This is a genomic window from Streptomyces sp. NBC_00258 (assembly GCF_036182465.1).
Taxonomy (GTDB): Bacteria; Actinomycetota; Actinomycetes; order Streptomycetales; family Streptomycetaceae; genus Streptomyces.
This window is the reverse complement of record NZ_CP108081.1, coordinates 3021778-3041265: the sequence shown is the minus strand read 5'-3', so window position 1 is coordinate 3041265 and position 19488 is coordinate 3021778. Positions and strand designations below refer to the sequence as shown.

Below are 19488 nucleotides of genomic sequence, written 5' to 3'. Positions count from 1 at the left end.
ATGCCACCACGTTCACGCGTCAGGGACGGTGCTGCCGCCGTCGGTCCCGATTCCGACTCCGCGGCCGTCGGCCGTGAGCAGACCCGGCAGCGCATCATCGAGGCCGCCGCCGACCTGCTGGCGCGCGAGGGCCGAGACGCCGTCACCACCCGCGCGGTCGCGGTCGCGGCAGGGCTGCAACCACCTGCCATCTACCGGCTGTTCGGTGACAAGGACGGGCTGCTCGAAGCGGTGGCCGAGCATGGCTTCGCCACGTTCCTCGCGGCCAAGCACATCGACCCGGACCCTCAGGACCTCATCGACGACCTGAGGGCCGGCTGGGACCTGGCGGTCGAGTTCGGTCTGGCCAATCCCGCGCTGTACACGCTGATGTACAGCGAGCCCACAAGGGCCACATCGCCCGCCTTCAAGGCCGGCATGGAGATCCTGATGGGTCGTATCCGCCGCCTGGCCGCCGGCGGCCGGCTCCGCGTCGACGAGGAACTCGCGGCCACGCTCATCCACGCCACGGCACGCGGGGCTGTGCTCACCTGGCTGTCCCTGCCCGAAGACCGGCGCAATCCGGCCCTGTTGACCATTCTTCGGGAGTCCATGGTCGCCGCCGTGACCAACCAGGAGCCGGCCGTGCAGGACGCGGGCCCGGCCGGCGCCGCCCGCGCCCTGCGCGCCACGCTGCCCGAACAGACGACACTCAGCGGCGCGGAGCGGCACTTGCTGAGGGAGTGGCTGGACCGCCTCGCCTCCGAAGGCTGAGGGGTCGGTCGTGGCGCGTGCGTCCTCGGGGCATGCCCAGGGCGCCATGGCGCGTGCGTTCGGGTGCCGTGGCGCGTGCGTTCTTGGGGGTGTGCCGAGGGTGCCGTGGTGTGTGCGTCGGGCGCCGAGGGCGGTGCGACCGGCGTAGCCCTGCGCTGAGGACCGTGCTCCCGTTCCGGCCCGCCGGTCGATCGCCACACTTCTCGGCGGCGGAGCCCTTTCGCCGCGGGCTGTCCTGGGTGCGTCGCACCTAGGGAGGCCACTCGGCCCGGACTCGGCGCCTCCCGCGGCGCCTTCGAGGAGCCACCCCGTCGGCACACCGGTGTCGGGCTCCGACGCCCGCCCGCAGCATCACCGCCGGTACGACGCCTCCGGCAGCCGTCGCCTCCCCGTGTGGTGCGGGGCTGCCGGATCAGTCGGTATGGGCGACTGCCTCCTTCTGCAGCTGCACCGCCGCCAACAGGCTCAGCATCGGTTCCGCCTGGCGCAGTGCCTTCACCGCCGAGACCGAGGCGATGTCCCCGGTGAAGCCGACGGCGGCCAGCCGGGCGCGGACCCAGCGGGCGCGCAGCTGGGTTTCGGTGGTGGCGGCGGTGGACTCGACGAGTGCGGCAGCGCGTTCCAGGCCCGGGCGCTCCTCCGGCGAGGCCTCGGCCAGTGCCTCACGCAGGGCCGCGGCGACCACGTCCGTGTCCCGGATGGCCAGCACGAAGTTGTTCTTCTTGCTCAGTCCCATGATTCCTGTCATGGGGATCAGCCTGGCCCTCATGTTCCGTGCGTGCCAAGCGACTTGAGGAGGCTCAGAGGCTGGGCCACCGGCGGTCGGCCCGTGTGGTCGGGGAGAAGGCCGGCAGCGATCGCGTCACCGCCCGGACCGTCTCCGTACGTCAGGGGGACGGCCGCCCTGATTTCCTTGCTTTCGGCCGTGCGCGTACGCCACATTCGTGCCGCCGCTGCGGCTCCACCGGCGCGGGCTCGTTGCCGCTCGGGGCCCCGTACGAATCGGTCCGGTACGGCTCGGTCCGGTAAGGCTCAAGTTCTTTGAGCTGTGCGTTGGTGCGCCGGTTTCGCCGGAGGCGTTCCGGAAGCGGTGTGCGGAAGTCGGGCAGCAGGCGCTGGGCGCGGAACGCGGACTTCAGGAAGACGCGGACGAGACGCTCGCGGCGGGGGCCGATCCAGCCGATGCGATGGAGTCGGCAGACCCGCTCGCCCGCGAGATAGCGGGTCAGGTCGGCGCCGAACGACCGTAAGGGGGCGGGAAACCAGCGCTCGGCGAAGAAGTCCATCATCGCGGTCGCCACGCGATGGCCGGACTCCGTCGGCTCGTACGGCCTGGACTCGAACTCGACGGCGAACGCGGTCATCGCGTCCCAGTCCTCGGGGAACGCCTCGTCGGACAGCGGGCCGGACTCGCGTTCCAGGAGGCGGAAGAGCGTCCGCGCCCATCGGTGCCAGGCGGTCTTCATGGGTTCGCTCGTGCCGGGCAGGCCCAGCGAGGTCTGGAGGCGGTCGCCGAACGTGGCCAGCAGAACCAGTGGATAGACGAAGTCGTCGGTGTCGTCGAAGTTGCCGGGTAAGTGCGGGGTTCTTCGGGCGATCGCAAGGTGGATGCGGTTCAGCCGTGCGGCGGCCCCGCGGCCCGCCGCACTGGACAGGCCGTCCACCATCCAGGCCATCAGGAAGTCGTTGCCGTCCTGGAAACGCCGGTGGGGCCTCGTCTCCAGCTTCGAGGTGTGGGCCAGCGTGGCGGACCCGAAACCCGGCTGCATCATGCGCATGGTGCCCGGATAGACCATCATCGCCAGGGCGAACTCCGGGACGCGATGGCCGACATAGAGCGAGACCATCCGCTCCCAGTCGGTCTCCGGGTCCATCAGGGACAGTTCGCGGTCCACCCACTTGTATCCGCGGCGCAACGTCGGTTCCCCCTGTCTCCGACCATGCGCTGTGGCGTACGTACCGGCCGCACGTCCGTCGGCTTCGTCCGCAGGACGGCGCATGATCCCGTGGGGGAGAGGACGCTCCGTTCCCGCTCCCGGTGCCACGGCTCGTTGTGACTTGCGCCATACCGATGGTGTCCTGCGTGGGAGTGGACCACCGTCCTTGGGCGGGCCCGTGAGAAGCAACCCTTCCAGGGGTGCGGCCGTCTCACCCGGCGTCGCACGGCAGCCGACCGAAAGGCGCAGTCCATGGGGCTCGACCCCAACCTCTGCATGGACGTTCCGGAGGGTTTTGACGACACCCCGCTCGGCCGCGAGGGACCCCAACTCGTCCTGCCCCAGGACCGCTGCGGCGCCCGGCACACCAGCGGCATCGAGACGTTCCGCGTGGACGGCGGCTACACCCCGTGGGCGTGACAGCGGCCAGCACGTGACACCGGCCGGCACGTGACAGCGAGCGGCACGTGACAGCGGCCGACGCGGTCGGCCTCCCCGGACGGGGGCGGCCCGGCCCATGCTGTACCTCCGCACCCCGGCACCCGGGCACGCAGCCCCCTCCCGCGGAGGTCACGTATGCAACTGCGCCAGCTGGAATACCTGGTCGCCCTCGCCCGCGAGCGCCACTTCGCCCGCGCGGCGGCCGCCTGCTTTGTCTCCCAGCCGTCGCTGTCCGCCGCGATCCGCCGCCTCGAACACGAACTGCACGTCCCGATCGTGCGGCGGGGGAGACGGTACGAGGGCCTCACTCCGGAGGGCGAGGTGGTCCTCGCCTGGGCGCACCGCATGCTCGCCGAACGCGAGGCCCTCCGCCAGGAGTTGTCCGCCCTGGGCGACGGCCTCACGGGCACGCTCCGTCTCGGGGTGGTCCCCACGGCGCTGCCCGCCGCCTCCCTGCTGACGACCCCGTTCTGCGACCGCCACCCACGCGCCCGCGTCAGCATCGAGTCCCTGTCCTCGGTCGACATCACCCACGGACTCGCCGAGTTCGAGCTGGACGCGGCGATGACGTACCTCGACGACGACTCACTGCGCCGGCTGCCGCTGTACGAGGAGCGGTACGTCCTGCTCACCCCCACCGACGGCCCGCTCGCCGCCGCCTCCACGGCCCGCTGGGCCCAGGCCGCCGCCCTCCCGCTGTGCCTGCTCGGCCGGCGGATGCGCAACCGCCGCATCATCGACGAGTGCTTCGCGGCCGACGGTGCCACGGCCGCCCCCGCGATCGAGTCGGACAGCGTGGCAGGGCTGTACGCGCACCTCCCCGGCGGCCGCTGGTCGAGCGTGATCTCGCACGCGTGGCTGCACATGTTCGGCGTACCGGAGGGGATGCGGGTGGTACCGCTGGAGGGGCCCGCCCATGGACCGAGGGTGGGACTGGTGACCGGCCCGGACGACCCTCCCTCCGTAGTCGCCGCGGCGCTGGTGACGGTGGCACGGGAGGCGGGCGTACGCGAGGCGTTGGACGAACGGCTGCGGAGCTATCTCGACTCCGCCGCCGACTCCGCCTGACGCCTTTCCTGTTGACGGCCGTCCTCTTGAATGGCCGCTCAGCGCTGCCCTGTTGGTGGCCGTCTTGATAGCCGTCGGCTATACGGACATAGCGAAGTTCGCTTTGACCAGCGCGTTCGACCCGGAGGATCGTGAATTCCACCTTCCCGCACGGGAGTTGAGCCGAACTCCCGGACCCCGGAGTCGAGGAGCTGCGACATGGCCAAGGTGCTCTGCGTCCTGTACGACGACCCCACCGACGGATACCCGACCTCGTACGCCCGTGACGACCTCCCCGCGATCGACCACTACCCCGGCGGCCAGACCGCCCCGACCCCGTCCGAGGTCGACTTCACGCCGGGCCACCTCCTCGGCAGCGTCTCCGGTGAACTCGGTCTGCGCCGCTTCCTGGAGGCCGCCGGGCACACCCTGGTCGTCACCTCCGACAAGGACGGCGTCGGCTCGGTCTTCGACCGCGAGCTGCTCGACGCGGAGGTGGTGATCTCCCAGCCGTTCTGGCCGGCGTATCTGACCCCGGAACGCGTCGTCGCCGCGAAGAACCTCAAGCTGGCGATCACCGCCGGCATCGGCTCCGACCACGTCGACCTCGACGCGGCCATCGCCCAGGGAGTGACGGTCGCGGAGGTGACGTACTGCAACAGCATCAGCGTCGCCGAACACGTGGTGATGATGACCCTGTCCCTCGTCCGCAACTACCTGCCCTCCCACCAGGTGGTGCTCGACGGCGGCTGGAACATCGCCGACTGCGTGGCCCGTTCGTACGACCTGGAGGGCATGCATGTCGGCACGGTGGCCGCCGGGCGCATCGGCCTCGCGGTGCTGCGCCGCCTCGCGCCCTTCGACGTGCAGCTCCACTACACCGACCGCCACCGCCTGCCCGAGGACATCGAGCGGGAACTGGGCCTGACCTTCCACGAGACGGCCGCCGACATGGTGCCGCACTGCGACGTCGTCACCATCAACGCGCCGCTGCACCCCGAGACGGAAGGGCTGTTCGGCGACGAACTGCTGGGCCGGATGAAGCGCGGCGCGTACCTCATCAACACCGCGCGGGCGAAGATCGCGGACCGGGACGCCGTCGACCGGGCCCTGCGCAGCGGCCAGTTGGCGGGCTACGCGGGCGACGTCTGGTACCCGCAGCCCGCCCCGCCCGACCACCCCTGGCGGACCATGCCGCACCACGGCATGACCCCGCACATCTCCGGCTCCTCCCTCTCCGCCCAGGCCCGCTACGCGGCGGGCACCCGGGAGATCCTGGAGGCCTTCTTCGCCGGGCGCCCGATCCGCGACGAGTACCTGATCGTGGACGGCGGCGCACTGGCGGGAACGGGCGCGCACTCGTACTCGGTCACCAAGTGACCGCACACTCGTACCCGGTCAGCCAGTGATCGCGTACCAGTGCTTGGTGACCAGGTGACCAGGTGACCGGCCTCCCGGCCGAGTTGAGACCGGCGGGAGCCCCCCCGTTCCCCTCAGGCGCGGTCGATGTGCACGTTCGTCGACTTCACCCGGGCGGTGGCCTCCACCCCGACCTCAAGACCCAGCTCCTCCACGGCCTCCCGGGTCAGCAACGACACCAGCCGGTGCGGCCCGGCCTGGATCTCCACCTGGGCCGCGACATCGCCGAGCTTCACGGCGGTGACGATGCCGGGAAAGGCGTTGCGCACGGAGGTGTACGAGACGTCCTCCTCGCTGCCGCCCTTGGCCAGCTCGACGGAGAAGGCGGCCAGGTCCCGCCCGTCGACGAGGCGCCGCCCGCCCTCGTCCCGGTGCGTGGCAACCCGGCCGGCGTCCGCCCACCGCCGAGCGGTGTCCGGACTCACTCCGAGCAGCCGCGCTGCCTGGCCGATCGTGTAGGACTGCATACGCGTCAAGATAGGCGATCAGGCGCCCACGTACGCCGCCAGGTGCTCGCCGGTGAGGGTGGAGCGGTCGCCGACGAGGTCGGCGGGAGTGCCCTCGAAGACGATCTTCCCGCCGTCGTGGCCGGCGCCGGGACCGAGGTCGATGATCCAGTCCGCGTGTGCCATGACCGCCTGGTGGTGCTCGATGACGATGACCGACTTGCCGGAGTCGACGAGCCGGTCGAGCAGGCCGAGCAGCTGCTCGACGTCGGCGAGGTGGAGGCCGGTGGTCGGCTCGTCCAGTACGTAGACACCGCCCTTGTCTCCCATGTGCGTGGCCAGCTTGAGCCGCTGCCGCTCGCCGCCGGACAGGGTGGTGAGCGGCTGGCCGATGGTGAGATAGCCGAGCCCGACGTCGGCGAGCCGCTGGAGGATCCTGTGCGCGGCCGGCGTGGCCGCCTCGCCGGTCCCGAAGAACTCCTCGGCCTCCGTCACCGGCATCGCGAGCACCTCACTGATGTCCCGCCCGCCGAGGCGGTACTCCAATACAGACGCGTCGAACCGCTTGCCGCCGCAGTCCTCACAGGTGGTGGCGGTGCCGGCCATGATCCCGAGGTCGCTGTAGATGACGCCGGCGCCGTTGCAGGTGGGACAGGCGCCCTCGGAGTTGGCACTGAACAGCGCGGGCTTCACGTCGTTGGCCTTGGCGAACGCCTTGCGGATCGGGTCGAGCAGTCCGGTGTACGTCGCCGGGTTGCTGCGCCGCGAGCCGCGGATCGGACTCTGGTCGATCGACACCACACCCTCGTCGGTGGGGATCGACCCGTGCACGAGCGAGCTCTTGCCGGAGCCCGCGACGCCGGTGATGACACTGAGCACCCCGAGCGGGATGTCGACGTCGACGCCCTGCAGGTTGTTCGCCGTCGCGCCGCGGATCTCCAGCGCACGGGTGGACTTGCGCACCTCCTCCTTGAGGGAGGCCCGGTCGTCGAGATGGCGGCCGGTGATGGTGTCGCCGGCCTGCAGCCCTTCGACGGTGCCCTCGAAGCAGACGGTGCCGCCCGCCGTGCCTGCGCCGGGGCCGAGGTCGACGACATGGTCGGCGATCGCGATCACTTCCGGCTTGTGCTCGACGACGAGCACGGTGTTGCCCTTGTCCCGCAGCTGCAGCAGCAGGTTGTTCATCCGCTGGATGTCGTGCGGGTGCAGGCCCGCGGTGGGCTCGTCGAAGACGTACGTGACATCGGTGAGCGAGGAGCCGAGGTGGCGGATCATCTTGACGCGCTGCGCCTCACCGCCGGACAGCGTGCCCGACGCCCGGTCGAGCGAGAGATAGCCGAGACCGATCTGCACGAAGGAGTCGAGGGTCTGCTGCAGCGCGGTGAGCAGCGGCGCGACCGAAGGCTCCTTGACACCGCGGACCCACTCGGCCAGGTCCCTGATCTCCATGGAGCAGGCGTCGGCGATGCTCTTCCGGTTGATCTTCGACGACCTGGCCCCCTCGGTCAGCCGGGTGCCGTCGCACTCGGGGCAGGTGGCGAAGGTGACCGCCCGCTCCACGAACGCCCGGATGTGCGGCTGCATCGCTTCCTTGTCCTTGGACAGGAACGACTTCTGGATCTTGGGGATCAGCCCCTCGTAGGTGAGGTTGACGCCGTTGACCTTCACCTTGGTCGGCTCGCCGTAGAGGAAGGCCTGCATCTCCTTCTTGGTGAAACTGCGGATCGGCTTGTTCGGGTCGAGGAAGCCCGACTGGGCGTAGAGCCCCACGGTCCACTGACTGTCCGACTTCCAGCCGGGGATGGTGAACGCGCCCTCGGCGAGCGACTTGGAGTCGTCGTAGAGCTGGGTGAGGTCGATGTCGGAGACCTTGCCCCGGCCCTCGCAGCGCGTGCACATGCCGCCGGTGCGGTTGAAGGTCGCCTTCACGGTCTTGGTCTTGTCGGCACCGCGTTCGACGGTGATCCCACCGCTCGCCCGGACCGAGGCGGTGTTGAAGGAGTACGCGCTGGGCGGGCCGATGTGGGGCTTGCCGAGGCGGCTGAAGAGGATGCGCAGCATCGCGTTGGCGTCGGTGGCGGTACCGACCGTGGAGCGGGGGTCGCCGCCCATCCGCTGCTGGTCGACGGTGATCGCGGTCGTCAGGCCGTCGAGTACGTCCACCTCCGGCCGCGCCATCGTCGGCATGAAGCCCTGCAAAAAGGCGCTGTACGTCTCGTTGATCAGCCGTTTGGACTCCGCGGCGATCGTGTCGAACACCAGGGAGCTCTTGCCCGAGCCGGAGACGCCGGTGAACACCGTCAGCCGCCGTTTCGGGATCTCGATGCTGACGTCCTTGAGGTTGTTCTCGCGCGCGCCGTGCACGCGGATCATGTCGTGGCTGTCGGCGTCGTGCGTCGCAGGCGACTGCGCGTCCGTCCTCGTGGTCCTGCTCATCGTGTCTCCCTCCGTGGGACGGGACCGCTCTGGCGGTTCTCCGTCGGCGTCGCCTGGCTCGATCGATCCGACCGGCTTCGAGCAGCGTGTCTGGTTCTACTTCGTCGGTGCCGGTCGCGGCAACGGGACGCCGTCATTCCTGATCGGCGGTGTCGGCCGGGGTGACCCGACGCCGCCCGGCCGAGGTGTCAGACCGTCCAGCGGCCGTCGCGCATCAGCTCGCGCTCGTCCAGTTCGTTCACTTCGCGCCAGGCCTGGATTCGGCGCGGGGAGATAAGGAACCAGCGGTACGGCGTGGCCGGCGTCCGCGGGTCGAAGTCGGTGCGCGCGGCGAACCGGTCACCCCTCTCCTTCGGCAGCGCGTCGATCTCCAGGACCTCGACCTCGCCATCGATCATGACCACGTCACGGGTCGGGCCGAGGCCCAGCCGAACGGTCCGGGTGGCGGCCATGTTCCTGCCGGTGGGGCTGTTCGTCGGCGTGGCCACCAGCAGCGCCTCGCCGTCCCAGTCGAAGGACAGCGGTACGAGGTAGGGCGTACCGTCCGCCGAGGCGCTGGCCACCCAGAGGTCGACGTCGTGTGCGAGCCGGTGCTCGGTGTCGCGGCGACGCCGGTCGCGGGAGCGGGGGGCGGCGGTCGCCTCGGCCGGCTTCGCCTCGGTGTCCGGCACGATCGTGACTTCCTGTGCGGCAGAGCCGGTCATGGTCACTCCTGAATCGATCGTGGCGTCAGGGGAGGACGGGGACGCGCTCGGGGACGCGTTCGTGTCGTCGCGCGGAGGGAATCCTGGCTGACTTGTGAAGCACATGCCCGCAACGCTAGCCGCGGCCCGGAGGCAGCGCTTCTCGATTCCTGACCGATGCGTTCAGGCACTTCACCAGGTACGACAGGCTCGGTTGCTCCACCAGGTACGACCGACGCGGTCTCTCAGCCACGTACGACCGGCTGGACGCCGTCCGGTGGTGCCGCCGTGGTTCCGCGTGTCACGAGATACGGGGCGATGACGGTCTCCGTGCCGGACGGCTCCTGGCCCTCCAGCCGTGCGACGGCCCGGCCGACGGCGAGTTCGGCGAGGCGGGAGACGTCCTGGCCGACGGTGGTGAGGTCGATGTGGGCGAGGCGGGCGAGGTGGCTGTTGTCGAAGCCGACCACGGAGATCTCGTCGGGAACGGGCACCCGGGCGCGGAGGAACGCGTCGAGTACGCCCGTGGCGCAGCGGTCGTTGAAGGCGAGGACGGCGGTGGGCCGCGGCCGGGCGGCGAGGAGCACGCGGGCGGCCGTGGCACCGTCCTCCTCGGTCAGGCCACCGGGCAGAACGCGCGCACGGTCGGCGAGACCGTGGCGGTTCATGGCGGTGCGGTAGCCACGGCGCCGGTCGGCGGCGCCGGGTGCCGTTCCGCCGTCGATGTGGGCGATGTCGCGATGACCGAGTGCCACCAGATGGTCGACGGCCTGGCGCGCACCCTCGTCGTCCGCGGTGCGCACGACGTCCACACCGGCGGCGGGCGGCCGCAGCCGCCGCACCACGGAGACCACCGGCAGGTGCGCCGACAGCTCGGCCAGCCGTGCGGCAGGGGCCTGTGGACCGAGCAGGATCAGGGCCTCGCAGCGGTCGCCGAGCAGTGTCTCCACCGCCTGCCGCTCACTGCGGCTGGGGGCGACGGCACTGAGGGCGACCTGGTAACCGGCGGACTCGGCCGCGGTGTAGATGCCCTCCACGAGGTCGGTGTGGAAGGGATGCTGGAGACCGAACTGCACCCCGAGCAGACGCGAGCGGTTGCTGCGCAGCAACCGGGCCCGGGAGTCCGGCCGGTAGCCGATCTCCCGCGCAGCCTCGAGCACCCGCTCGCGGGTGGCCGCGCTGGCGCCCTTGGCCTCGCGCATCACGATGGAGACCAGCGCCGTGGACACACCGGCCCGGGCCGCCACGTCGGCGAGGGTCGGCCGCTTTCCGTCCGGGACCACGGGGGTCGCTGGCACCGCCGGCCTCCCTGGTCGAGGTGTGTGACTCGGTCGGGGCGTGTGTACCCGCCGAGGTGTCTGCTTCCGCCGACGATCGTAGACCAAGGGTGAACGCACTGGTCGGAGAGTACTGCAACGTTCTAGGTCCGAGCCGTCCCGGGGCTTGACACGGCGCCCCGGCGGCTGGCGTACTGCTGCTCCCGGCTGATTCTAGAACGTTCTAGTCGGGTGGATCCCGTGGCGAACCGAGAGAGGGCGAGCAGCAATGTTCACGTTGGCGGTCTGTGCCGAGATGGTCTTCCGGGACCTGCCGATACCCGAGCGGGCACGGCGCGTTCACGACGCCGGATTCCAGGTCGAGATCTGGGACTGGACGCGGCACGATCTCGACGCCCTGGCCCGGACCCCGGCCGAGTTCTCCTCGATGACCGGTTACATCCGCGGCAGCCTCACCGACGAGGACGGGGCCGCCGAACTCCTGCGTACCGCCGAGGAGTCGGTGCGGGCGGCCGAGCGGCTGGTCTGCCCCCGGCTGAACCTCCACGGCACCGGCCTGGACGGCGAAGGTCTGCCCGTGGTGCCGGTGACCGGCGAGCCCACCGGGGAGATGTGGATCGCCGCCCACCGCACGCTCACCCGCCTCGCCGAGCTGGGCGAGAGTGCGGGGATCACCTTCACCCTGGAGAACCTCAACACCGCCGTGGACCACCCCGGGGTGCCGTTCGCCAAGGCCGCCGACACTATGGCCCTGGTCGGCGCCGTGGACCGTCCCGGGCTGCGGATGAACCTCGACCTCTACCACGCGCAGATCGGCGAGGGGAACCTCGTCGAACTGGTCCGCCGGGCCCACGGCCTCGGCCTGATCGGCGAGATCCAGGTCGCCGACGTACCCGGCCGCTGCGAGCCCGGGACGGGGGAGATCAACTACCCGGCCGTCGCGAGTGCCCTCGTGGACCTCGGCTACGAGGGCACGGTCGCCATGGAGGCATGGGCTTCCACCGACAGCGACCTCGCTCTGGAGCGGTTCCGCTCGGCCTTCACGCCCTGACGGTGCCGCAATTGCACACGGCGCGGCAATTCCGCACGACGCCGCATTCCACATGGCACCGCATTCCACACGGCCCCTTCCCGCCAACGCCCGCCCGCAGACGTACGGAGAACCCGGATGACCACACACCAGCCTCTCGCCGTCGGCCTCATCGGTGCCGGACGGATGGGCTCCTTCCACGCCGAGACGCTCGCCCGCCGCCTCCCCGGTGTCCGCCTCGCCGCGGTCGCCGACCCGGCGCCGGGCGCCGCGAACCAGCTGGCGGACCGGCTCGCGGACCACCTCGGCTCTCCAACGGCGTACACCGAGATCGGCGAACTCCTCGCCGACCCGCGGATCGAGGCGGTGGTGATCTCCACCCCGGCCCGCACCCACGCCGACCTGGTCGTAGCCGCGGCCCGGGCGGGCAAGGCGGTCTACTGTGAGAAGCCCATGGCCGTCACCCTCGCGGAGGCCGACGGGGCCATCGCCGCGGCCCGTGACGCGGGCGTGCTGCTCCAGGTCGGCTTCAACCGCCGCCACGATCCCGGATTCCGCGCCGCCCACGACAAGATTGCCGCCGGTGGCATCGGCACGCCCCAACTGCTGCGCTCCCTCACCCGGGACCCCAAGCTGAACGACCCGGCCCGCATCCCGCCGTGGACGATCTTCCTGGAGACCCTCATCCACGACTTCGACACCCTGCGGTTCCTCAACCCGGGTGCCGAACCGGTCGAGGTCTTCGCCTGGGCCGACGCCCTGGTCCGCCCCGACTTCAAGGACCGCGGCCTGCTCGACACCGCTGTGGTCACGATCCGGTTCGACAACGGCGCCCTCGCCACCGCCGAGGCCAACTTCCAGGCCGTGTACGGCTATGACGTGCGCGGAGAGGTCTTCGGCTCCGCCGGAATGCTCACCATGGGCGACATCCGCCGCACCCATCTCACCTCGTACGGCCCGGACGGCGCCGCCGCCGACTGCGTCACCTACGACCAGGACCTGTTCCACGACGCGTACGTCGCCGAACTCGCCGACTTCGCCGACAGCGTCCGTGCCGGGCGCACTCCCTCGGCCACTGGTGAGGACGCCCGGGCCGCACTGTCCATCGCGCTCGCGGCCGTCCGGTCGGTCACCACCGGCGTGCCCGTCGGTATCGCGGAACTCAAGGGTGAGTAAGGCCCCGCCAGTTCACGTCCATCAGTTCAGGTCCTTCAGACCTGTCGCCCGGCCTTCCTCGTCCCACCGGATCTCCAGGACGCGCTCGACGGCGTCGCGGTTGAGGGGGCCGAACACGTGGGGGAACAGCACACCTTCGTCGACCCCCGGCGGCGGGGTGGGATCCGCCGCCTCCCATTCGCACCTCGCGGCGAGCCGGTCCTCGTCGAGGAGCAGCGCCAGCAAAGGCCTCGGCGCGTCCCGGTAGAAGGCGTTGACGACGGCCAGCGTGGTCGTCTCGTCGGGGGAGCAGTGGACGAAACCGTCCTCCGCGAGGGAGGCGGGGGCGTACGGCTGGTCGGGACGGGCGGTCCAGTCACCGAGCGTCACAGCGTGGTAGATCATGGGCCGGTTATACAACGGCGGACGGGCGTATGGGCGTATGGGCATTTCCGAGGCCCCCGAGCCGGTTCCGCCACGTGGGTCCGGGAGGCGTCGCGGGTTCGGCTCCGGGATGTGGCAGCGTGGGGGGAGTGCCCCGTGGATCGACCGACATGCTTCAGGGCCCGGACGCCAGTGGCCGATGGCTGGAGGCGCGGTGCCCGGGGTACGGGGCCGTGCAGACCGTGAAGCCATGACGCAAGGGAGAGTTCGTGTCGAAGCCGCCGCTTCCCGAGGCCGTGGTCGCCATGCTGAGGAAGCCCAACCCCGCCGTCATCGCCACCCTCCGGTCCGACGGACAGCCGGTGTCCGCGGCCACCTGGTACCTCTGGGACGACGGGCGCGTGCTGGTCAACATGGACGAGGGCCGCAAGCGCCTCGACCACATCCGCAACGACCCGCGGGTCACCCTGACGGTGCTCGACGAGTCCGGCTGGTACACCCATGTGACCATCATCGGCCGTGTCGTCGAGATCCGTGACGACGAGGGCCTGGCCGACATCGACCGGCTGGCCACGCACTACCTGGGCCACGAGTACTCGGGCCGGAAGCGCGGCAGGGTCAGCGCGTGGATCGAGATCGACCGCTGGCACGGCTGGGGCAGCCACCGGGACAGCAACCAGCCGATGGGCTAGCCAGGGGCCGCCCTGCGCGACGGAGTCCGTTTCTGGTACCACCGACGCATGGGGATGGAGCGGTTCATCGGCATCGACCTCGCCTGGGCACACGGCGGAGCGCGTGCCAAGCCCAACGAGACCGGCGTGGCCGCCATCGACGGTCGCGGCGTGGTGATCGACTGCGGCTGGACGCGTGGGGTCGAGGAGACGACGGAGTGGCTTGCCAGGACAGCCGTCGAAGGATCGACGCTGCTCTTCGTCGACGCGCCGCTGGTCGTCGACAATCCGGCCGGCCAGCGGCCGTGCGAGCGTGACGTCGGCCGACGGTACGGGCGTTGGAAGGTGAGCGCGAACAGCACCAACCAGGCCTCTCCCCGCCAGGCCGGCGTCCTCCTGCGGACAGCCCTGCAGGAGGACGGCTGGGTCTACGACGACGGCAGGGGCGGGCCCCCGACCGACGGGCTGGTCATGTCCGAGTGCTATCCGTACACGACCCTGATCGGCGCCCCGGAGCTGGGCTACGACCAGGAACGCCCCAGGTACAAGAGGCAGGGACGGAGGCCGCCGCAGGGGTGGCGGGTGACGCGGGCGGACACGTGCGACGAACTGATCGTGCGTCTCGCGGGCCTCGCCGAGACCGATCCGCCGTTGCTCCTCGATTCCCACCCGGTCTCCCGGCAACTCATGACCGAGCCCTCACCGGAGCGGGACGCCCCCTACAAACACCGCGAAGACCTCATCGACGCACTGCTCTGCGCGTGGACGGCCGCACTGTGGTCCCGGCACGGCCTGGCACGCTGCCAGGTACTCGGAACGGACAGCCTCGCACCGCCCGGCCACGCCCCCACGATCATCGCCCCGGCCCGCCCGGAACAGCGGAGGGGCGACGGGCCGAACTGACCCGCGAGAAGAGTGGGTTGCCTGCTCGCGCGGGGCGACGACGAGGTTCGCGAACGGTCACCGGCCGACGGGCTGGAAGTAGCGCACCACCGACCAACGGGTCACCGCGCGGCCCAGTTGGCTGCCGTCGGTCATCGCCTTGCGGAAGTGGAAGCCCAGCCAGATCCTGGCGTTCATCGTCTCCTGGGTCAGCGCGTTCGCGGTGGTGTAGTGCCGGGTCGTGCCGGTGACGGCCGAGTCCACCGTCAGGTCGATGTGACGCGCCCCGAACAGGTGGCTGAGGCCGGCCGTGATGGGGCCGGTGAGACAGGCATGTCCGCTCGGGTACTCCGGATAGGGCGGCGTCGCGACCAGCGGGCTCCACGCCGGGTCGGGCGTGGTGGCCGGGTTGCCGTCGGTGTCGGCGAGCCGGATCGCCGTGACCGGCCGCCAGTAGGCATCGTCGTACTTGCCGCGCCAGCAGGCGATGGCCGAGTCCGCGGCGGTCGCGTTGAGGAGGGCGAACATCCGCGCGCTGTCGTCCATGCCGAGATGGCGACGGGCGGCCAGGTCCCGGAGCGCGGTCTGGTACTGGCGGGGCACGTTGTCGTTCCAGAACATGGCGGTCTCGGTCTGCGCGGGTGTCCGCGTACTGCCGGAAGCCGCGCCCGTCGCCTCGACCTCGGCGACGTCCCGTGCGTACGCCTTGCTGTTCAGGGCGTCGGGGCCGGGGAGCCGGATCTGGGTCGGCGACTTGAGCAGCAGCGGCCGTACGAATCCGAGCCAGGGCACGGCCATCGGCGCGAACGCGGGCGGCGTCGGACGCCACACGCCGGGCGCGGGAGTCACGTTCAGCGTCACGTCGGCGTTGCGGCCGTCGCCCGTACGCAGCCGTACGAGGGTGGCGGCGGCCGCCTTCCCCGCCCGGATGCCGTGTGTCTTGCCGACGCCTTCGGGGATCTTCGCGAGCGACGCGGCGTAGTCGGAGCCGAGCGCCTGCTCGGACGCCGGGAAGTAGTGGCTGAGGACCTGGTGGGCGGCCGTCGCCGCGGCGGCCTGCGGAGACGCGTGCCGGTGGGCGCGCGGCTGCTTCGCGTACGGTGCGTACCTGCCGTCGACGGCCGCCACCGCGTCGTGCACGGCGATCGAGACGAAGCCCAGGTACAACTGCCCCACCGGCGGCGCCTGCTGAGCCTCCGTGAAGATCGTCCGCACCGCGACGGCGTTCCACTCCGTGATCACCGCCGGATCCGCGGCGGCCGGGCGCGGATCCGCATGCGCGGTGCCCACCAGCGCGGTCGACGTCGTGACCGCCATCGACGTGGCGAATCCGACGGCCAGTCGGAAGAGCGTTCCGGCAGCCATGATGCCCCCAACCGGAGCCGGTCGGCGGGGCCTTGAGGTGGATCTGCCGCTACGCCATCGGCTCGGTCACGCCAATCTCCTCGCGTCGCCGACCCGCGTCAAGGTTCCTTACGGACCGGCGACGGACAGGCCCCCGACGGTCGAAGAGACCGTCGGGGACCGGTTCGGTGCGGACGGGCGGTACCTACTGGTCCAGCGCGTCCGGCACCTCCAAGCCCGGCCCCGACACCGGATCGGGGTCGAAGGATCGGTGGTAGCTCTCCGGTGGTGCGAGGTAGCTTGCGGGCAGTCCGCCGGTGTCGATGACGAGTTGGTCCACGGCGATCGCGGGGTCGACCATGAAGAGCCTCAGGACGTGCTCGCCGGGTTCGGTGACGGTCACGGTGGTGGTCAGTTTCTCGATGCCGTCCTCGACGTTGCGGGCCCAGGCGTCGCCGCGGTTGCCGGTGGCGACCGCCTGTCCCGACAGGACGGTGACCGGCTGGTCGTCGAGGGCGACGGCAACACGGCGATGGCCGCGTTCGTCGAGGGAGGGGAGACGGAAGACGGTGACCCGGAAGTCCCCGGTGGAGGTGAAGCGCACTCGGTAGCGCAACTCCGGCGAACGGGTGGGGAGTTGATCCGTGATCGGGGCCGCCGTCGACGGCACCGCCTCCAGGGCGGCCTTGCGGCGACCGAGTCCGCGTACCGTCCGCCAACGGGCTCCGCCGCGCGCCACCCGGCGCTCGAAGTGCGCGGCGTCGATCGAGACGTACCCATGGGCCTCGACGAAGCCACGGGCCCGACCGCGAGCCCGTTCCCCGTCGTTGAGCACCCGCAGGGGTACGTCGAAGCTCTTCCCGGCGCCGGTGAAGGTCACCCTCGCGTCGTGTGCGCCCTCGGGCACCCGCTCCCAGTCGATCTCCACCCACACCCGCGTCTGCTCGGTCATGGCGCCGCCGGAGGCGCTCAGCCGGATCCAGGGGTGGCTCGCCTCGGCGGTCCAGTCCAGTGCGAGGAAGCCGGTGTTGAACACGTCGACGAAGCGCCGGTCCCGGGTGTACGAGGAGAAGGACAGGGGCCGCCCGGTCCCCGTCTCGTTGCCCTCGGCCGCCACCCCCAGCCCCGATGTCTCCTGCCGGGCGATCCGGGTGACACTCGGGCGGCCCGGCGCCTGGGGAATCTGCGAGGGGTACGGGTTGACGATCCCGTTCCATTTTCCGCCGGCCACCTCGGTGTTGTAGCGCCTGGTGATCGCCTGCTCCGCGGCGTGGGTGGCGTCGGACAGGTCCGCGAAGCGGTTCACCCCGGCCCCGCGCCCCTGGCGGATCGCGAGCGCGTTGCGTTCCGCCCAGTAGAACTTCAGGTTCATCAAGTACGCGCCGTGCACCGGGTATTCGACCAGCTCGTAGAAGGCGTCGCGGTAGGCGTCGGGCAGTTTGGCCCCGAGCGCGCGGGTCCGCTCCAGGAGTCGGTCGTACGCGGCCATCCGGCGGCCGGCCTCGTCACCGTGGTGGATCAGGGAGAACAGGCCGCGGGCGATGAACTCCGGACGCAGCTCCGCCACGAGCCGGTAGTACTCGGTGCGGATCGCGGCGATCTCCCGGCCGTGGCGCTGCCCGAACTGCCGCCCGGCCCACTCGACGAGGAAGTCCTCCACGTCGTCGGCGCCCAGGCGGTCCACGTCCCAGGCCATGTCCATGGAGAAGGACAGCCCGGTCTCGATCGACTTGATGTCTCCCACGTTGAAGATCCACATACGGTAGGCGCCGTGCTCGTACACCCGTCTCAACTCCTGCCAGACCTTGGCGAGTTGGGAGGTGTCCAGCCACAGATAGCTCTTGGGGCGTCCCCAGTAGGAGAGGTGGTAGTAGATGCCGTTGCCGCCCGGGCGCCGCCGCTCCGCCTCGTCGGGCAGCTGGCGCATGTTGCCGTGGTTGTCGTCCGGCCAGATCAGCGTGACGTCGTCGGGCACCTGGACACCCGCGTTGTAGAGCTCCAGGACCTCCTTGTACGGGATGAAGATCTGCGGTTCGGCGGCGGCGCCCACCTCCTCGGCCAGGAGGCGGCGCTGGTCCGCGATGATGCCGTTCATCACCACGACCTTCTCCGGAACGGTGGTGGCGTACCGCGTCTCCAGCGGGGTGTCGTGCAGGCCGCGCATCCCCAGCGTCCAGCTGCTCTCGTAACCGGCGTTCTGCCGCGCCCGCGCTCGCCAGTAGTCGGAGATGACGGTGGGGTTCACCGTGTAGTCGTACACCGGAAGGCTGCCGTCCGCGGCCGGATGCTCCTTGGCCCAGGGATCCCACTCGTGAACCCCGTTGCGCAGCATGGCCTCGGGATGGCTGGAGCCGACAACGATGCCGTAGTGGTCGGCCAGTTCGGGGTTCTCCCGGTGCTTGTTGAAGAAGTCGGAGTACGGATGCATGGCCGGCCAGAGGTAGTTGGCCTTCAGGCGGAGCAGCAGCTCGAAGACGTGCCGGTAGGTCCCGGGGCCGATGTTCTTGTCCGGTTCCTGGGTCCGGCGGGACCAAGTGGTGAGGTTCTGCTCGTCGTTGACGAAGATGCCCCGGTAGCGGACGGACGGCTCGTACCGCTTCAGGGGACCCGCCGGGACCGTCACGGTGTCGCGGTGTTCGACCGGGACGTCGGCCCACCAGTGCCATGGCGAGACCCCGATGCGCTCGGAGGTGTCGTAGATCCCGTAGACGGTTCCGCGCCGGTCGCTCCCGGCGATCACCAGGGCGCGTTCCACCCCGGGCAGAGGGCGGTCGACGACCTGGGTCACCGACGCCTCCCAGCGGCCCTTCACCCGGGAGACGTCCAGCCGCCGGTCCGCGACGAGCCGGTCGATGACCGGGCTCGCACCGATCGTGCCCACCAGGACCAGCAGCGAGGCCTTCTCCGGCAGAGTGCGCAGCAGTTGCGGCCGCACTCCGCCTACCCGCTGCACGTCCGCCTGCAGGTCGCCGGTCGCACGGACCACGGCGGGGTCGTCCGCCGGGTCCACGAACAGGTCGACGGCAGCGCCGCTCCGCACCAGCGCGAAGCCGGAGCGGTCCGGTGAACCGGAGGCGGCCCGGGCGGGCGAGGGCAGCAATCCGGGGAGCAGAGGGGCCACCCCGACGGCCGCCATGCCGCGCAGGAACGACTTGCGGGTCCACGCGGGCGACCGGCTCCGCGATTCGTCGTACGGCGATTCGTTGTGCGGCAGTTCATGGTGTGGCAGTTCATGGTGCGGCGGTTCGTTGCGCACCGGTTCGTTGTGCGGCACGAGGGCGCTACCTTTCCGCTTAGGCATGACCATGTCAGAAAGCGCTTACTGCCGTGCACCCTAGGTCAGGCCTGGTGGAGGCGTCCAGATCCTGGACCGCAGGGCGGAGAATGAACGAGGCAGAAGGAAGGCGGTCGAAAAAACCCGGTGCCCCGCCCCCGCCCCGTTCCCTAAACTCGCCCCACAACGCGCGCCGCACACCACCGCGGTGCGCCCCGTGACCAAAGGGGAGCCCAGCCATGCGTTACCGCACCGCTGTTGTTGTTCCCCCGTCGCGGTACGAGGTGATCCTCGTGTCTTCGGGCGTCC

The 19488-nt window shown here is 70.7% G+C and carries 17 protein-coding genes; 8 read left to right on the top strand and 9 right to left on the bottom strand.

The window, feature by feature from the left end:
• Complete coding sequence (locus OG718_RS13705; RefSeq protein WP_328844254.1) at positions 1-753, top strand: TetR/AcrR family transcriptional regulator; 753 nt, start codon at positions 1-3, stop codon at positions 751-753.
• Positions 754-1165: 412 nt separating this feature from the next.
• Here OG718_RS13705 and OG718_RS13700 read toward each other — a convergent pair whose 3' ends face one another.
• Entirely contained in the window at positions 1166-1501 is a 336-nt protein-coding gene (locus OG718_RS13700) for a hypothetical protein (RefSeq protein ID WP_143640847.1), read from the bottom strand.
• A gap of 139 nt (positions 1502-1640) precedes the next feature.
• Entirely contained in the window at positions 1641-2669 is a 1029-nt protein-coding gene (locus tag OG718_RS13695) for a DUF2236 domain-containing protein (RefSeq protein WP_260695474.1), read from the bottom strand.
• A gap of 273 nt (positions 2670-2942) precedes the next feature.
• Between OG718_RS13695 and OG718_RS13690 the strand changes: the two genes are divergently transcribed.
• The 3 genes from OG718_RS13690 to OG718_RS13680 all read left to right on the top strand — a co-directional run bounded on the left by OG718_RS13690 (position 2943) and on the right by OG718_RS13680 (position 5558).
• Entirely contained in the window at positions 2943-3110 is a 168-nt protein-coding gene (locus OG718_RS13690; RefSeq protein WP_328848010.1) for a hypothetical protein, read from the top strand.
• 156 nt (positions 3111-3266) lie between these two features.
• A complete protein-coding gene (locus OG718_RS13685; protein WP_328844253.1) occupies positions 3267-4199 on the top strand; it encodes a LysR family transcriptional regulator in 933 nt (310 codons plus the stop codon).
• A 198-nt stretch (positions 4200-4397) separates the two neighbouring features.
• Entirely contained in the window at positions 4398-5558 is a 1161-nt protein-coding gene (locus OG718_RS13680; protein WP_328844252.1) for an NAD-dependent formate dehydrogenase, read from the top strand.
• 113 nt (positions 5559-5671) lie between these two features.
• Here OG718_RS13680 and OG718_RS13675 read toward each other — a convergent pair whose 3' ends face one another.
• From OG718_RS13675 to OG718_RS13660, 4 genes are all read right to left on the bottom strand, one after another.
• Positions 5672-6064 (bottom strand): TOBE domain-containing protein, encoded by a 393-nt coding sequence (locus tag OG718_RS13675; protein WP_143640844.1) that lies wholly within the window; start codon positions 6062-6064, stop codon positions 5672-5674.
• Between the two features lie 18 nt (positions 6065-6082).
• Positions 6083-8479, bottom strand: a complete 2397-nt coding sequence (locus OG718_RS13670; RefSeq protein ID WP_328844251.1) for an excinuclease ABC subunit UvrA — start codon at positions 8477-8479, stop codon at positions 6083-6085.
• A 188-nt stretch (positions 8480-8667) separates the two neighbouring features.
• A complete protein-coding gene (locus OG718_RS13665) occupies positions 8668-9183 on the bottom strand; it encodes a pyridoxamine 5'-phosphate oxidase family protein (protein WP_328844250.1) in 516 nt (171 codons plus the stop codon).
• Positions 9184-9407: 224 nt separating this feature from the next.
• Complete coding sequence (locus OG718_RS13660) at positions 9408-10460, bottom strand: LacI family DNA-binding transcriptional regulator (protein WP_143640841.1); 1053 nt, start codon at positions 10458-10460, stop codon at positions 9408-9410.
• Positions 10461-10707: 247 nt separating this feature from the next.
• Between OG718_RS13660 and OG718_RS13655 the strand changes: the two genes are divergently transcribed.
• The gene (locus OG718_RS13655) at positions 10708-11490 is read left to right on the top strand and encodes a TIM barrel protein (RefSeq protein WP_143640840.1); all 783 of its coding nucleotides are present in this window, start codon (positions 10708-10710) and stop codon (positions 11488-11490) included.
• Positions 11491-11607: 117 nt separating this feature from the next.
• A complete protein-coding gene (locus tag OG718_RS13650; protein ID WP_143640839.1) occupies positions 11608-12645 on the top strand; it encodes a Gfo/Idh/MocA family oxidoreductase in 1038 nt (345 codons plus the stop codon).
• A gap of 21 nt (positions 12646-12666) precedes the next feature.
• Here OG718_RS13650 and OG718_RS13645 read toward each other — a convergent pair whose 3' ends face one another.
• Positions 12667-13029 (bottom strand): DUF952 domain-containing protein, encoded by a 363-nt coding sequence (locus OG718_RS13645; protein ID WP_328844249.1) that lies wholly within the window; start codon positions 13027-13029, stop codon positions 12667-12669.
• A gap of 248 nt (positions 13030-13277) precedes the next feature.
• Between OG718_RS13645 and OG718_RS13640 the strand changes: the two genes are divergently transcribed.
• Both OG718_RS13640 and OG718_RS13635 read left to right on the top strand, forming a co-directional pair.
• Positions 13278-13700 carry a PPOX class F420-dependent oxidoreductase gene (locus OG718_RS13640; protein WP_328844248.1) on the top strand — a complete coding sequence of 141 codons (423 nt, stop codon included), beginning with the start codon at positions 13278-13280 and terminating at the stop codon, positions 13698-13700.
• Positions 13701-13748: 48 nt separating this feature from the next.
• Complete coding sequence (locus OG718_RS13635) at positions 13749-14582, top strand: DUF429 domain-containing protein (protein WP_143640836.1); 834 nt, start codon at positions 13749-13751, stop codon at positions 14580-14582.
• A gap of 57 nt (positions 14583-14639) precedes the next feature.
• Here the strand turns inward: OG718_RS13635 and OG718_RS13630 are convergent, their stop codons facing one another.
• Positions 14640-15926, bottom strand: coding sequence for a vanadium-dependent haloperoxidase (locus OG718_RS13630; protein ID WP_328844247.1), 1287 nt, complete (start codon positions 15924-15926; stop codon positions 14640-14642).
• Positions 15927-16110: 184 nt separating this feature from the next.
• Positions 16111-19041, bottom strand: coding sequence for a glycosyl hydrolase 115 family protein (locus OG718_RS13625; RefSeq protein WP_328847755.1), 2931 nt, complete (start codon positions 19039-19041; stop codon positions 16111-16113).
• Positions 19042-19488: the final 447 nt, after the last annotated feature.

What these genes read in the sequence shown, in the direction of transcription:
- OG718_RS13705 (WP_328844254.1), top strand. Translation starts at nt 1, where the DNA reads ATGCCACCACGTTCACGCGTCAGGGACGGTGCTGCCGCCGTCGGTCCC.
- OG718_RS13700 (WP_143640847.1), bottom strand. Translation starts at nt 1,501, where the DNA reads ATGACAGGAATCATGGGACTGAGCAAGAAGAACAACTTCGTGCTGGCC.
- OG718_RS13690 (WP_328848010.1), top strand. Translation starts at nt 2,943, where the DNA reads ATGGGGCTCGACCCCAACCTCTGCATGGACGTTCCGGAGGGTTTTGAC.
- OG718_RS13685 (WP_328844253.1), top strand. Translation starts at nt 3,267, where the DNA reads ATGCAACTGCGCCAGCTGGAATACCTGGTCGCCCTCGCCCGCGAGCGC.
- OG718_RS13680 (WP_328844252.1), top strand. Translation starts at nt 4,398, where the DNA reads ATGGCCAAGGTGCTCTGCGTCCTGTACGACGACCCCACCGACGGATAC.
- OG718_RS13675 (WP_143640844.1), bottom strand. Translation starts at nt 6,064, where the DNA reads ATGCAGTCCTACACGATCGGCCAGGCAGCGCGGCTGCTCGGAGTGAGT.
- OG718_RS13670 (WP_328844251.1), bottom strand. Translation starts at nt 8,479, where the DNA reads ATGAGCAGGACCACGAGGACGGACGCGCAGTCGCCTGCGACGCACGAC.
- OG718_RS13665 (WP_328844250.1), bottom strand. Translation starts at nt 9,183, where the DNA reads ATGACCGGCTCTGCCGCACAGGAAGTCACGATCGTGCCGGACACCGAG.
- OG718_RS13655 (WP_143640840.1), top strand. Translation starts at nt 10,708, where the DNA reads ATGTTCACGTTGGCGGTCTGTGCCGAGATGGTCTTCCGGGACCTGCCG.
- OG718_RS13650 (WP_143640839.1), top strand. Translation starts at nt 11,608, where the DNA reads ATGACCACACACCAGCCTCTCGCCGTCGGCCTCATCGGTGCCGGACGG.
- OG718_RS13645 (WP_328844249.1), bottom strand. Translation starts at nt 13,029, where the DNA reads ATGATCTACCACGCTGTGACGCTCGGTGACTGGACCGCCCGTCCCGAC.
- OG718_RS13635 (WP_143640836.1), top strand. Translation starts at nt 13,749, where the DNA reads ATGGGGATGGAGCGGTTCATCGGCATCGACCTCGCCTGGGCACACGGC.
- OG718_RS13630 (WP_328844247.1), bottom strand. Translation starts at nt 15,926, where the DNA reads ATGGCTGCCGGAACGCTCTTCCGACTGGCCGTCGGATTCGCCACGTCG.
- OG718_RS13625 (WP_328847755.1), bottom strand. Translation starts at nt 19,041, where the DNA reads ATGGCGGCCGTCGGGGTGGCCCCTCTGCTCCCCGGATTGCTGCCCTCG.